We start from the raw sequence: 13,956 nt of genomic DNA, 5'->3' as shown, positions 1-13,956 counted from the left end.
GGTTGACGTGTCCGGTGTCCCCCTGACGCGCCGCAGTTCGGTAGCGTCATCTCTCGTGGCGAAACCGAAGAAGCTGGCATCTGCTCTCTCCAAGCGCGGCCCGCACAAGGTGCTCCGAGGCGACCTGGCCCTCGCCGGGCAACCCGGTGTCGTCTACACCCCCGCCGAGGGCTTCGGCCTGCCCGGCGTGGCCTTCGCACACGGCTGGATGCTGCGTCCCAGCCATTACACCGACACTCTGAAGCACTTGGCGTCCTGGGGCATCGTGGTTGCGGCACCGGACACCGAGCGCGGCCTCGTACCCTCGCACCGCGGACTCGCGACCGACCTGGGCACTGTGCTCGACATCATGACCGGCGTGCGTCTCGGCCCCGGCAACATCAGCGTGCATCCGGACAAACTCGCCACAGCAGGCCACGCGATGGGTGCCGGGACCGCTGTTCTCGCAGCCTCTCGGCGAGCGGACATCAAGGCCGTAGCCGCACTGTTCCCGGCACCGACGGCACCGTCGTCCGAGGAGGCAGCCGCCGGACTTGCCGTCCCCGGGCTCGTCGTCGGCGACAACTCGAACGCCGATTCGCTCACCGACAACTCACTCGCTCTCGCCCAGTCCTGGCGTGGACCGTCCGTGCTCCGACGAATCGACGGCTCGACGGCAGACGGATTCGTCGAAGGCAGGCGGATCCTCGGCGCACTGGGCATCAACAAGCCCGATCGCAAGACCCAACAGCGCACCCGTGCCGTGCTCACCGCGTTTCTGCTGTTCCACCTGACAGGTGACTCCGACTACGAGGAGTTGGCCGGATCGGCAGGTGAGATCGACGGAACCAGAGCGGTCGATCCGCACGCGCCGCTCGACGCGCAGCCCAAGCCCAAGGCGTCCGCGTCGATCAAGGCCCTGCTCGGCCGGGGCTAGTCCCGTTCGTCACCGACCGGTGTCACACCAGCCAGGACCTCGGCCGTTCGTCGGGATCGGTCTCGACGTGCGGTGTGGGTGCTCGCCGGTCCAGGTGAGCCGGTTGCAGCACCGAACCCGACATCGACTCGACGTCGGAGTCCGCTCCGCTCGCCGTCGCTGAAATCCGTCCGCCTCGGTCCACTGCCGGGGCCTGTGCCCGACTCAACGCCTCGGCCGCCCGCGCCATCGCGATCCGGTGCTCATCGCGTATTCGATGCAACTCCCGACGCCACGCACTGTCGGTGCTCACAGCTCCCCTGCTTCACTCAGGCCTGCACCGCTACCCGTGTCGGCGGGTTGCGGATCGGTGACCGGTCGATCCGCAACTACCGGATGCTGCACAGCAGGCTGCTCCGTGTCGGGTGACTCCGGCGTGCACTGCACCGATGCATCCGAGTCGAATTCGGACGTGGGTGCCGGTTCGGCAGCCGGCACCGGTTCCGCAGATGGCACCGGTTCCGCCGCCGCGACGGATTCTGCCGTGGGTTCCGGTTCGGACGGGGGTTCCGGTTCGGACGTGGGTTCCGGTTCGGACGGGGGTTCCGGTTCGGACTGCAACGCTGCAGCCGGGGCCGGTCCGTCCACCGCGTCGACGACACCGGGGACCTCGACGATCTGGGGTAGGCCGAGCGGTCCGATTCCGAGCTCGAACGAGCGAGTTCCGAGTCCGGGAGTCTCGAGTTCGAGAGACACCGTGCCGTCGTGTTCGAGTGCGATGCGGGCGCGATGCCCGTCGAGCTCGGCCTCGAGATGGCCGCGTTCGTCGCCGGCCTCGGGCCACGACTGCCCGGGCTGCGACAACGGGTCCGACTCGGGTGGCCGATCGCCGCTCACGTCCGGAGAAGCTTCCTCGGTGTTCTCGTCACCTGTCCGGCTGTCGACTGCCGTATCGCCTGAGCCCTGGAGATCTCCACTGTCGATCGTCTCGGTCAGCGCGTCGTCGACACGGTCGACGATCTCGGCGACGACTCGATCCACGAGTCCGTCCAGAGAATCCCCCAATTGATCGACGACACGACCGTCGGCGACCAGGGATTCGGCCGGATCCACGCTGTCCGATCCGGCGAGTGCGTTGCCGCCGGGTGGCGAGACGGCCGGGCCGACAGCGGCGGGTCCGACAGCTGGTCCGGCTCCGAAACCGACAGGCGTGGAACCGATCCCGGCAGGATCCGGGTTTACCGAAGAGCTGTCGGGCCCCGTCCACGGCGCTGCTGTACCGGGGGCGAGTGCCCAACTGCGCTCGTCGAGTCCGCCGAACGAAGGCTCGTGGACACTGCCCAGAATGTCCACCACCAACTTCAGACAGTCTCTGACGGCGGTGTCCGTGGCGGTACATGCTGCGAGGACGGCCTCGCATGTGCCCTGCACCCGCGGAACGAACTCGGTGTCGATCCAGCGCCCGCAGCGTTCGGTCACCTCGGCAGCGAACTCGTCGGAGACATCGCCGCTGCGCACACCGTCGTTCAGATCCTCGAACGCAGACGCCAATCGTGGAAACACCGACTCTCGATCGACCGGCAGGCACTCGATTCCCGACGCCAGCAGAATCGCATCGATCTGGTCGACGTCTTTGCCGTCCACCAGGTCGGTGTCGAGGCCGCCGACGAGCTCGGCCTTGTCGGTCACTGCGTCACGGAGAACGTCGACGGCCGCACACATCGTCTGGTGAGAATCTTCGATCGACGCGAGGAACTGGGAAGCCTTTTCCTGTTCGGCCGAAAGATAGGTCTGCACGGCATCCCCCGCCTCACCGTGCCAACGCAACTGCAGGACCCGGCGAAGCTGAATCTGCTCCTCGAGCTGATCGGCAAGTACTGCGGACACCGTCCCCACGGCGTCTGCATCGTGTCCGAGCGCACCGAGGTTCAGCCCACGCTGCTCGTCGTACCTGGCGCACATGTCCTGATACTGCGGAACCTCCACGCCCGGGACACGGCCGACCAGTGGCAGAAAGCGCTCGAAGAACAGCAATCCTTCGGCGTTCGCATCGAGAATCTCGTCTATCGACGCCCTGTCACCGGACGAGGCCGAAGGAGGTGTCACCGGGGTGACTCGATCGCGTACGCGGTGGCGTCGTCCTGTTGCTCGTACTCGTTCATCGCGGTGGTGAGGGCATCGGCAATGTCGTCGACCGCGAACCGCCATGCCCCGACGGCACGCCCGAGCCCGAGGTACGCCTGCGAGTACGCAGCGCCCAGGTCACCGTAGTTCCGTCCGGCCCCGGCTGCGCCGAAGCCTGCGTCGGCGACGGAATCGGCGGCGTCACCGAGCACTTCCGCCGACGACACCAATGCATCTGCCACCCCGCGAACCCGGTCCGCGTCCACCCGAACTCCGTCGCTCATACGTTCCCGTTCCCCCTCCGAGTACCCCTTTCTCACTATGACGTGCGCCGACTCACATCGGTTCCCCAGGGAGCGGTAACGTCCCGATGTGAAATGTCCGTAACAGGTACCTGAAGTGGCTGCACCAGCTACTCACCGAACGAGGAGTCCCATGCACATCGGAACGATGCTGAACTACAGCGGTGGTTTCAACGAGACCGTTGCCGAGGTCGCCGAGCTCGAGAAGGCAGGTCTCGACATCATTTTCGTGCCCGAGGCCTACTCGTTCGACGCCGTCAGCCAACTCGGATTCCTCGCGGCCAAGACGAGCACGATCAAGATCGCGTCCGGCATCTTCCAGATCTACACCAGGACACCGTCACTGACCGCCATGACCGCCGCCGGTCTCGACTACGTCTCCGAGGGCCGATTCGTGCTCGGGCTCGGCGCATCGGGACCGCAGGTCGTCGAGGGCTTCCACGGCGTCAAGTACGACGCACCGATCGCCAGAACCCGCGAGGTCATCGAGATCTGCCGCCAGGTCTGGCGTCGCGAGAAGGTGCAGTATCAGGGCAAGCACTATCAGATCCCGCTGCCGGCCGACCAGGGAACCGGTCTGGGCAAGCCGCTCAAGCTGATCAATCACCCTGTGCGCGATCGCATTCCGGTCGTCATTGCCGCACTGGGCCCCAAGAACGTCGAACTCACCGCCGAGATCGCCGAAGGCTGGCAGCCCATCTTCTACTTCCCGGAGAAGGCCGCCGACGTGTGGGGCGATTCCCTCGCAGCAGGCAAGGCCAAGCGTGACCCGTCACTCGGCGAACTCCAGGTCTTCGCAAGTCCGACGCTGGCGATCGGCGAGGACGCGGAGAAGTACCTCCCCTGGGTCAAGCCACATCTGGCGCTGTACATCGGAGGCATGGGAGCCAAGGGCAAGAACTTCTACAACTCCCTGGCTCAGCGATACGGATACGAGGCCGAGGCCGAGAAGATCCAGGACCTCTACCTGGCCGGCAAGAAGGAGGAGGCCGCAGCGGCAGTTCCCGACGAGCTCGCGCGCGCGGTCAACCTCATCGGCCCGGAAAGCTTCGTCAAGGAGCGGGTCGCAGCCTTCGCCGAAGCGGGTGTCACCACCCTCAATGTCGCGCCGCTCGCCGAGAACACCGCAGGTCGCGTGGCGCAGCTGACCGCACTGCGCGAACTGACGGCCTGAGAAACGTCAGACAGACGCGACCCGGCCCGCCAGCTCTTCGGCGAGCCGGGTCGCGACGTCGAGTTCGGACGCTTCCACCATCACCCGCACCAACTGTTCGGTACCGCTGGGGCGCAACAGAACTCGACCCGATTCCCCGAGTTCGCGCTCGGCCGACGCGACGGCGTCCGACACCGACGGTGCCGACGCCACCGCTGCTTTGTCCGACACGCGGACGTTGATCAGCACCTGCGGCAGTGTCCGCATCGCCGAAGCCAGGTCCGCGAGGGACCGCCCGGTCTGCGCCATCCGCTCCATCAGCCGCAGGGCAGTGGCAATTCCGTCTCCGGTCGTTCCGACTGCGGGCAGCACGACGTGTCCACTCTGCTCACCCCCGAGCGCGAACCCGCCGCGGCGTAGCTCCTCGAGCACGTATCGATCTCCGACCGCGGTGGTACGCAACGTGATTCCGGCCTCGCGCATCGCAATGTGCAGACCGAGGTTGCTCATCACCGTTGCGACCAACGTGTCGTCGGTCAGGTGGCCGGCGTCGTGCATCGCGATGGCCAACACCGTCATGATCGCGTCACCGTCCACCACGGAACCCGACGCATCGACGGCGAGACAACGGTCGGCGTCTCCGTCGTGCGCGATACCGAGGTCGGCACCGTGCTCCACGACGGCCTTCTGCAATCCCTCCAGGTGCGTCGACCCGCACCCGTCGTTGATGTTGATGCCATCGGGTTCTGCATTGATCGCCACGACCGTCGCACCGGCCCGTCGGTAGATCTCGGGCCCGACGACAGAGGCGGCACCGTGCGAGCAATCCACCACGACGGTCACGCCGTCGAGTCGATGCGACACCGACGAAGCGAGATGCTCGGTGTAGCGGGCTGCCGCGTCGTGCGCGACGTCGATGCGGCCGATCGCGGCACCGGTGGCGCCGTAGGGCTGTGCGTCGTTCCGGGAGCGCCCCTCGGGATCCAGGGCAGCTTCTATCCGGTCTTCGACGTCGTCGTCGAGCTTGTGTCCGCCTGCGGCGAAGATCTTGATTCCGTTGTCGGGCATCGCATTGTGAGACGCCGAGATCATCACGCCGAGCGCCGCGTCGTATTCGGCGGTGAGGTAGGCAACCGCAGGCGTGGGGAGAACTCCGACGTCGATCACGTCGACACCCGACGCGGTCAGTCCCGCGGACACGGCTGCGCTCAGCATCGCCCCACTGATACGCGGATCACGACCGACCACTGCCACCCGCCGGACGCCGTCGACGTTCGGTGCCAACACGGCGGCTGCGGCTCGCGCGATCGTCAACGCCAGTTCTGCGGTCAGAACCCCGCCTGCCAGTCCGCGAACTCCGTCGGTGCCGAACAATCGCGCCATGAACCAAGAACTCCTTCGAGCGGAGAGAATGTGGTGGGAAATGCCTCGAGGGCAGGCGTCCGATACTGCTGGATGCCTGCCCTCGAGGATGAAACGGGTAAGACGCGTCAGCGCTTGGAGTACTGCGACGCCTTACGGGCCTTCTTCAGGCCGTACTTCTTGCGCTCGACTGCACGCGCGTCACGCGTGAGGTAGCCCGCGGCCTTGAGCGGCGGGCGATCGTCGGGTGCGAGTTCGATCAGTGCGCGCGAGATGGCCAGACGCAGTGCGCCTGCCTGTCCCGACGGTCCGCCACCGTGCAGCAGTGCGACGATGTCGAAGGACTCCGCGCGGTCCACCAGAACGAGAGGAGCCTTGATCAGCTGCTGGTGCACCTTGTTCGGGAAGTAATCCTCGAGGGTGCGGCCGTTGAGCTTGAATCCGCCGGTGCCCGAGGACAACCGAACACGAGCGACGGCTTCCTTACGGCGACCGACAGTCTGGATCGGGCGATCGAACACGATCGGGGCCGGAGCGGCTGCGGCTTCGATGTCCGAGACGACCTCGGGATCTTCGACTGCCACGAACTCGTCGGCGGCGATCTCTTCGATGTTCTCCTGCGACGTCACGTCATTTCCCTCCGGCGCCGTCACTGGGACACCTGCTTGATCTCGAACGGAACGGGCTGCTGAGCGGCGTGCGGGTGGTTCGGTCCCGCGTAGACCTTCAGCTTGCTCGCGATGGCACTACCGAGCTTGTTCTTGGGGATCATGCCGACGACGGCCTTCTCCACGAGACGATCGGGGTTGCTCTCGAGGACCTGACGGGTCGAGCGCGACTTCAGGCCGCCCGGATGGCCGGAGTGGTGGTGGTGGAACTTGCCGTCGAGCTTGTTGCCGCTGATGGCAACCTTCTCGGCGTTGATGATGACGACGAAGTCGCCGCCATCGACGTTGGGTGCGTAGGTGGGCTTGTGCTTACCGCGGAGCAGTGTCGCGGCCTGGACGGCGAGGCGTCCGAGCACGACGTCCGTGGCGTCGATCACATGCCACGTCCGGGTGGTGTCCCCGGCCTTCGGGGCGTAAGTAGACACAGAAAATTCCTGTCTTCATGATGTCGCTGCTGGCCAAGACGTGTGGATGCCCTCGGCGGCCAGTTGAGACCCGAGGACAAGAGCTCGATACGCAAGTGAACACGCGGCGAGCCCATACACGCCAACGGGGAACGATACCGGGAGCGGACGCCCAGGTCAAAACGCCTCCGCTCGTCAGCGCAGGCGCACACACTGCACGCACCGACGGGCAGCGGGCAGCGCCTCGAGCCGGATCGCCGGAATCTCACCACCGCACCGCTCGCAGAAGCCGTACGTCCCGGCCGTGAGCCGCGACAACGCCGCACCGATCTCGCGTATCTCGGATTCGGTGTCGGTGATCAGCGCCGCGATCTTCGCTCGCTCGAACGCGATCGTCGATCCCTCGGGATCGTGCTCGTCGTCGTCGGTGGTGAGCCGCGATCCCTCGATCACCGACGCGAGTTCGCCACGAAGCGACTCGAGACGATGCAGGGAGCGCGACCGCTCCGTCCCGAGTGCTGCTGCGAAGTCCGTCACCACTCCAGTAGACACCGCGACGGACCGGCGTGCGACGAAACGACGTCTGCCCCGACCGATGTTCTCGGTCGGGGCAGATGCGTGGTGTCGAGACCGGTCAGCGAGCCATCCGCGCCTTGTTGGCCATCTCGACGCCGTGCATCGTCTCGCCACCGGTACGGGCGGCTGCGACGAGGCTCGACAGAATGAGGTTGAGCTCGTCGGATGCAGAATTCCACTGACGCTGCAGCTCGTAGTAGGACGTCATCGCGTCGCCCTCCCACGACTGGTAGAGCCGCTTCGCGGTGCTGTCCACGTCCCCGAGGAGGTCCTTGGTCACGTTCGCCTGCTTGTTCATCGCCTCTGTCAGCGCCGCGATCTGCGCGAAGTCGTATTTCATATCGGATCGGTCTCCTTGGTCGAGCGTGGTCGTGTGAGTTGTCGTGTGGTCACCGGATGCGGCGTCACTTGAACGAGGACAGTCCCGAGTTCAGGGATCCGGCCACCTGGTTCACGGCCGACACGTTGTCGTCGTCGGCGTCCGAGTAGCCGTGGCCGTTGGTCTTGATGTCCGCGGAGATCTGTTCGAGCGCACTGCGCATCTTCTGCGCACTGGTGTCCCACTGGGCCATCACGTCCTGAAACGATTTGCCCGCCTTGCCGACCCACGCCTCGGCGGTCTGCTCGACGATCGAGCGAACGGCCGAATTGGACGCGTTGATCGACACGCTCAGGCCTTCGATCGTGGCTCCGGCAGCCATGAGCTCCTGCGGCGTGACCGTGACGCCGTTCGACGAACCCGTAGATTCCGGTCCCCCTGGATATCCCACTTCGACTCCTTGTCTTCGATACTCGATTCACCTGCACCCGCGGCGCACGTGCTGCTCGACCGAGAGGCCACTGTCGGCCCGCTCACTCCCCTACATCTCCTTGGACGCAACGAACCCTCGATTCGGTTCCGGCCGCGCACGAAAAAATGTGGGCCGCTCTCACGAGGCCGGAACGATGTCCAACGTCTGCGTCGCCTGCCCGCATTCGGCGTCGATCACCGTCGCGTCGTCTCCCTCGAACTGACAACCGATGCTGACCTGCAGGTCGGATTCGACGAACACGCGCCACAGCACCGTCGAATCGTCGATCGGCCTCTCGGTGTAGGCGATTCCGACGCGGCCGCCGAAATCTCGTGTGGATTCGAGAGATCCGATGGTCGAATCCGGCCCACGGGCATCGATGGCCGACCGGAGCTCGGCAGCGACCTGCTCCTGCGTCGAGCCCGGCAACAGGTCCGCCACGGTGACGACGATCCGACGCTCGGGCGGGGTCGGTGGAATCAGCACCATGCGGTCGGGGTCGTCCAACTTCGTCCAGGTGCTCGGCAACTGCATCGACACCCGCCCGGACACGAAGGTGACCGTCTCGACCGGCGGTGGCGCGTCGGCCGTCGTGGTCGGTAGCGGTGCGGCTACGGACGAGGATGTAGCGCTCGGGGCCACGACCGGTGAGAACGGTTGTGCTGCAGTCCCATCCGACTCCATTGGAGACTGTCCGGCGAAATACACAGCTGCGCAGACGAATACGAGGATCGCCGCCACGGCACCTACGGCTGCGAGCAAAGGGCGACGTCGTTTCTCCCGGGACCGCGGCGGTGCGGCGACGTCGTCGAGCCATGCCGCCGATCGCGTCGTCGCGGCACGTACCGACGGTGCCGGGACGAGATCCGCCCCGGCTCGCCGGTACAGCGATCCGGCGACATCGAGACCGGTCAGCCATTGCGTGGGGTGATCGACGACGGGATCCGCTCCGATGGGCGCACCCACCACGTACACCTCATCCGGGCAGCGCGTGATCGACAACCGAACGTATTCCCCTACCGCTCGTCGCCACGCATCGTCGTCACCGATGCCGAACGGAAGGATCGCGCCGGTGTCTCCGCCGTGCGCCCCCGACTCGTCGAGCACGACGACGGACGTATCGAGAGCTCCGACTTCTACGACCACCGCGGCCGACGGTGCCCGTTCACCCGACGACGCAACGGCGGCCTCGGCCGTCTCCACGAGCACCACCTCGTTTGCCGAGGTCGCGAACATCGCGCGAACGATGCCCACACGTTCCTCGCCCCAGGTCGACGGATACGCGATCTCGAGCACGTCGAGTCGGTCGTGTACGCCGGCACCGTGCAGGGCCGACCACACGATTCCGTGGAACACCACCTCTCGATCCCACACCGTGGTCCCGACCGGGATCGACGCATCGTCGATGCAGAGCAGCGGCGGTATCTCGTCTCCGGCTACGCCCCGGCCGAACACCAATCGGCCGCCCTCCTCGGTGGCGAACGCCGATCCGACGCTCTCTCTCGGCCCCTCGAAGGCTGCGCCCGTGGCGACGACGGAAATTTCCGTGTAGCCCAGATGCACTGCGGCATATCGCCACGAGTGGCCCGTCAACTCGAATGTCCGAGCTGGACGAGCGACTGGCCGGAGCGGTCGACGAAGACCCCGCGTCCGGGTGGCATGGCACTGGGACGGACCGTCCCGAGCAGGTTCCCCTCGTCGCGGCTTCCGCTCATGACCAGTCCCGGCGTCACCAGATCGCGCAACCGTCCGATCACCGGGTCGAACAGCGCCCGGCCTGCCCCGCCCGAACGACGCGCCACGACGACGTGCAGCCCGATGTCCCGCGCATGAGGAAGGTGTTCCACCAACGGGACCAACGGATTTCCCGACGACGTGGCAACCAGGTCGTAATCGTCGACGACGACGAACACCTCGGGGCCGTTCCACCACGACCGCTCGCGAAGCTGCTGTTGGGTCACGTCTGCTCCTGGCATGCGATCGGCCATGCGGCCGGCGAGGTCGACGAGCATGGCGGTCAGCGTCGCCTGCGAGGCCGCGTACCCGGCCAGATGCTCGGAATCGACGGTGCCGAGCAGAGTTCGGCGGTAGTCGGCGACGATGAGTTTGACGCTGTCGGGCGAGTTCGCCTCGACGAGCGATCGACAGATTCCACGCAACAAGGAAGTCTTGCCGCACTCACTGTCACCGAACACTACGAAATGTGGATTCTCCGCGAAATCGACCACCACCGGCGCCAATTCGGCCTCGTCGATGCCGATGGGAACTGCGAGCTCAGGGATGCCGCCACGGGTTCGTGGCCACGCATCACCGAGCTGATCGAGCACCGCTGATCGTTCGAGCAGCTCCGGCAGCATCCGCACCGGCGGCGCTGGAGTTCCCGCAGATGCAGCCGCGATCGCGGCGACCGACTCACCGACTGCGCGAGACAGGTCGTCGACGGAACAGACGTCGTCCACTCGCGGAAGTGCGATCAGCAGATGCAGTCCGTCCCTGGTCATGCCCCGGCCCGGCCGCCCCTCGGGAACGCTCGCCGCCTTGGCGCGACCCATGTCCGAATCCGACGGGTCACCGAGTCGCAGTTCCAATCGGGTGCCGATCAGGTCCTTGGTCGCGGGCCGAACTTCCGCCCACCGCGAGGCGGTGAGGATCAGATGCAGACCGAAGGCGAGGCCCTGCGTCGTCAAAGTGGCGATCTGCTGTTCGAGACTCTCGAAATCGGACCTGATCGACGGCCAACCGTCGATGACGAGAAAGACGTCGCCGAAACGATCCTCCGGGTCGACGGGTTGCGTTGCACGTCGCCGTCGGAACTCGGCCATCGAGTCGATCCCGCGATCCCGGAACGTCCTCTCTCGCTGCCGAACGACGCCGGCGACTTCGGCCACGGTCCGCCGCACCCGATCGACGTCGAGCCGATTGGCCACCGAACCGACATGCGGCAAGTCGGCCAACCCGGCCAGCGTTCCGCCGCCGAAGTCCAAGCAGTAGAACTGGACCTGCGCGGGCGAGTGCGTCATCGCGAAAGCCAGGATCAACGACCGAAGCGCCGTCGACTTGCCCGATTGCGGGGCACCGACGATGGCGACGTGGCCCGCAGCACCGGACAGATCGACGGTCAGCAGATCGCGGCGCTGATCGAAAGGCCGGTCGATGATCCCGATCGGGGCGCGGAGGGTGCTGAGCGGACCGATCCGCTCGGTCAGAACCGATGCGGGCAGCAACCGGTTCAACGTCGGTGCAGTGTCCAACGGCGGCAACCACACCTCGTGGGCCGGCATTCCCCGACCCCGAATTCGTCCGACGACAACGTCGAGCACCGTCGCACCGGTGCTCTCGGAGTCGACCGGATCCGGTTCGGCCGCCGGCGCAGTAGCAGCCTCGATCCGGCCGACATCGATGGAATCGAGTGGTACCGCATAGGCGGTGAAGGGCTTCGGCCTGATGTCTCCGCCGAGCGAGGGCCGCGCGCCAGGACCGGAACGCGGCGGCGCGTAAGGACCGGAGACGTATGCCGCAGCGAACCTGACGATCTCGGCCGAATCGCACTTGAGATAGCCCGCACCCGGCTGAGCGGGAAGGTGATACGCGTCCGGAACCCCGAGCACCGAACGAGATTCGTTCGCGGAGAACGTCTTCAGACCGATTCGGTACGACAGGTGACTGTCGAGACCGCGTAGTTTTCCTTCTTCGAGGCGCTGGCTGGCGAGCAGCAGATGCATGTGCAGCGAGCGCCCGAGCCGACCGATCGCGACGAACAACTCGGCGAATTCGGGTTGCTGACTGAGCAATTCCGAGAACTCGTCGACCACCACGAACAGGGCGGGCATCGGTGCCAGATCCGCTCCCCCGGCGCGTGCCCTCTCGTAGTCGGAGACGTTCGCGAAGTTGCCTGCCGAGCGCAGCGACTCCTGGCGCCGGTTCATCTCGCCGGCCAACGCGTCGCGCATTCGATCCACCAACGCCAAGTCCTCGGACAGGTTGGTGATGACCGCGGCCACGTGCGGTACCGATTCGAGACCCGCGAACGTCGCGCCGCCCTTGAAGTCGACGAGCACCAGGTTCAGCTGTTCCGGCGAGTGAGTCGACACCAAGCCGAGCACCAGCGTACGGAGAAACTCGGATTTACCGGAACCCGTTGCGCCGATGCACAATCCGTGCGGCCCCATACCGTTCTCGGCAGATTCCTTCAGGTCGATCTCGACAGCACTGCCGTCGGGGGCGACACCTATCGGTACCCGCAGCCTCTCGCGTCCCCGGCGCATCGTCCACGCTCGGTCCGTGTCGAGTGCGCCCACATCGGCGATACCGACCAGGCTGTTCCACCCCGAAATCCGGACTCCGCCGTCGTCGACCACATCGACGACCGACGAGGACGACGGCGCGCGGTACGGCGACAGGCGTCTCGCAACGGCGTGTGCTTGCGTGGTGCTCATCGAATCCGCGACGGCGAACACCTCGACCGTGGTTCCGCTGACCGCTCCGATCGACCCGTTCTCGGCGAACATCTGGATTCCACGCGATGCAGCCAGTCGTGGGCACAGGCCGGACAGATCGATGATCGTGACGGAATCGAGGCCCGTGTCGGTGAGATCGGTCGAACGGTTGTCGAGGAGCCCGCCGTCCACCACGATCACCAGCTGCACGACGCCGGCAACCGGCACAGCTCCACGCGCAAATCGATTCCGCACACTCAGCACGTCGCCCAGCGCACCCTCGAGTTCGAGAAAACTACCGAAGATCATCCGAGCGGACCCGGCCCCGTCGCGCAGAACGTCGTGCTGAGTGTGTGGAAGCCACTTGGCCCACTCCCACTGCTGCACGGTGTCCGGACCACAGACGATCGCGACCGCGACGTGGTCGGGCCCGTGAAAGGTGCACAGCGAGGCCAACATCGCGCGCACCATCGCGCGGGCACCGTCCCGGTCGCCCGCTATGGACAGCGCCGCGAACCCCCTCAGTGACACCGCGGTCGGCAGCGCGGGCACCACCGAATGCGCCCGCACGAATCGACGCAGGGACACCGCCGAAACCGGTTCGAGTTCCTCCACCGGCCCGGTCTCGGGCGGAACCAGTCGAGTGGCAAGCCGCTGATCCCCCAGGCCGACTCGGACGTGAGCGAAATCCGGATCCGACAGTCGCCGTTCCCACATGCGCTCGGTTCCGGCGACCGACCACAACGTATCGGGGCCCGGGTGGCTCCATTCGAGGGCTCGGCGCTGCGCGCGTTCGGTTTCCGCGACGTCGCGGCGGAGCTGATCGAGATAGCGGAGGTAATCCTTGCGGTCCTCGTTGGCCTCGGCGGTGCGCGCCCCGCCGGACTTCCCGCCGCCGGCCAACATCCCCACCATGGACATCAGCATCATGGCCGGGAACATCAACATCATCGGGTTCGCCGCTGCGCCGGAGGTGAACATCAGCGCGACCATCCCGACCATCGCGGCAACCATCACCAGCGGCATCAGCTTCATCAGCAGATTGCCCGGCACCGCGCGTGGGATCTCGGGCGGCGGCTGCAGGGTCACTTCCCCGCCAGGAGATCGAGGCACTTCCCGTCGGGCACCGCGAACGAAGCGCACGGTACTCATAGATCCGCCCCCACGGCCACGCCCCCAGAACTGCATCGCGGCAGCCTCCCCCCGAGGCTGCAGGACGACAGGCTAGCGCATCGAAGACCGGGC

13 protein-coding genes are annotated in these 13,956 nt (G+C 66.2%); 2 read left to right on the top strand and 11 right to left on the bottom strand.

The features are described 5' to 3' along the window. The first annotated feature begins 55 nt into the window (after positions 1 to 55). Entirely contained in the window at positions 56 to 916 is an 861-nt protein-coding gene (locus R4P47_RS02970; RefSeq protein WP_317784047.1) for a chlorophyllase/cutinase-like alpha/beta fold protein, read from the top strand. Between the two features lie 22 nt (positions 917 to 938). Here the strand turns inward: R4P47_RS02970 and R4P47_RS02965 are convergent, their stop codons facing one another. Genes R4P47_RS02965 through R4P47_RS02955 form a run of 3 tightly spaced genes read right to left on the bottom strand, consistent with a single transcriptional unit; the run spans position 939 to position 3,303 of the window. Beyond that, complete coding sequence (locus tag R4P47_RS02965; protein WP_317784046.1) at positions 939 to 1,208, bottom strand: hypothetical protein; 270 nt, start codon at positions 1,206 to 1,208, stop codon at positions 939 to 941. Next, on the bottom strand, positions 1,205 to 3,001 hold the full coding sequence (locus R4P47_RS02960; protein ID WP_317784045.1) for a hypothetical protein: 1,797 nt from the start codon (positions 2,999 to 3,001) through the stop codon (positions 1,205 to 1,207). Before R4P47_RS02960 ends, R4P47_RS02965 begins: the two co-directional genes overlap by 4 nt. After that, complete coding sequence (locus R4P47_RS02955) at positions 2,998 to 3,303, bottom strand: type VII secretion target (protein WP_068051310.1); 306 nt, start codon at positions 3,301 to 3,303, stop codon at positions 2,998 to 3,000. The genes R4P47_RS02960 and R4P47_RS02955 overlap by 4 nt, the downstream gene beginning before the upstream one ends. A gap of 151 nt (positions 3,304 to 3,454) precedes the next feature. On the opposite strand from R4P47_RS02955, the gene R4P47_RS02950 reads away from it, so the two are divergent. Then, a complete protein-coding gene (locus R4P47_RS02950) occupies positions 3,455 to 4,495 on the top strand; it encodes an LLM class F420-dependent oxidoreductase (RefSeq protein WP_037188278.1) in 1,041 nt (346 codons plus the stop codon). Positions 4,496 to 4,501: 6 nt separating this feature from the next. Here the strand turns inward: R4P47_RS02950 and glmM are convergent, their stop codons facing one another. The 8 genes from glmM to eccCa form a co-directional block, all read right to left on the bottom strand. Beyond that, on the bottom strand, positions 4,502 to 5,857 hold the full coding sequence (gene glmM / locus R4P47_RS02945; RefSeq protein WP_149405352.1) for a phosphoglucosamine mutase: 1,356 nt from the start codon (positions 5,855 to 5,857) through the stop codon (positions 4,502 to 4,504). Between the two features lie 107 nt (positions 5,858 to 5,964). Next, a complete protein-coding gene (gene rpsI / locus R4P47_RS02940; RefSeq protein ID WP_032397516.1) occupies positions 5,965 to 6,489 on the bottom strand; it encodes a 30S ribosomal protein S9 in 525 nt (174 codons plus the stop codon). After that, positions 6,486 to 6,929, bottom strand: a complete 444-nt coding sequence (gene rplM / locus R4P47_RS02935; protein ID WP_037188282.1) for a 50S ribosomal protein L13 — start codon at positions 6,927 to 6,929, stop codon at positions 6,486 to 6,488. Before rplM ends, rpsI begins: the two co-directional genes overlap by 4 nt. A 174-nt stretch (positions 6,930 to 7,103) precedes the next feature. Beyond that, entirely contained in the window at positions 7,104 to 7,445 is a 342-nt protein-coding gene (locus tag R4P47_RS02930) for a TraR/DksA family transcriptional regulator (RefSeq protein WP_094639189.1), read from the bottom strand. Positions 7,446 to 7,542: 97 nt separating this feature from the next. Further along, the gene (locus R4P47_RS02925) at positions 7,543 to 7,824 is read right to left on the bottom strand and encodes a WXG100 family type VII secretion target (RefSeq protein ID WP_068051312.1); all 282 of its coding nucleotides are present in this window, start codon (positions 7,822 to 7,824) and stop codon (positions 7,543 to 7,545) included. Positions 7,825 to 7,888: 64 nt separating this feature from the next. Continuing rightward, entirely contained in the window at positions 7,889 to 8,254 is a 366-nt protein-coding gene (locus tag R4P47_RS02920; protein WP_269594400.1) for a WXG100 family type VII secretion target, read from the bottom strand. A 159-nt stretch (positions 8,255 to 8,413) separates the two neighbouring features. Further along, a complete protein-coding gene (locus R4P47_RS02915) occupies positions 8,414 to 9,868 on the bottom strand; it encodes a type VII secretion-associated protein (RefSeq protein WP_317784044.1) in 1,455 nt (484 codons plus the stop codon). Further along, positions 9,865 to 13,863 carry a type VII secretion protein EccCa gene (gene eccCa / locus R4P47_RS02910; protein WP_317784043.1) on the bottom strand — a complete coding sequence of 1,333 codons (3,999 nt, stop codon included), beginning with the start codon at positions 13,861 to 13,863 and terminating at the stop codon, positions 9,865 to 9,867. The genes R4P47_RS02915 and eccCa overlap by 4 nt, the downstream gene beginning before the upstream one ends. Positions 13,864 to 13,956 lie beyond the last annotated feature (93 nt).

The sequence above is a fragment of the Rhodococcus sp. IEGM 1370 genome (genome assembly GCF_033142325.1).
Taxonomy (GTDB): Bacteria; Actinomycetota; Actinomycetes; order Mycobacteriales; family Mycobacteriaceae; genus Rhodococcoides.
The sequence above is the reverse complement of the archived record's forward strand: the minus strand, read 5'-3'. Positions and strand labels throughout refer to the sequence as shown.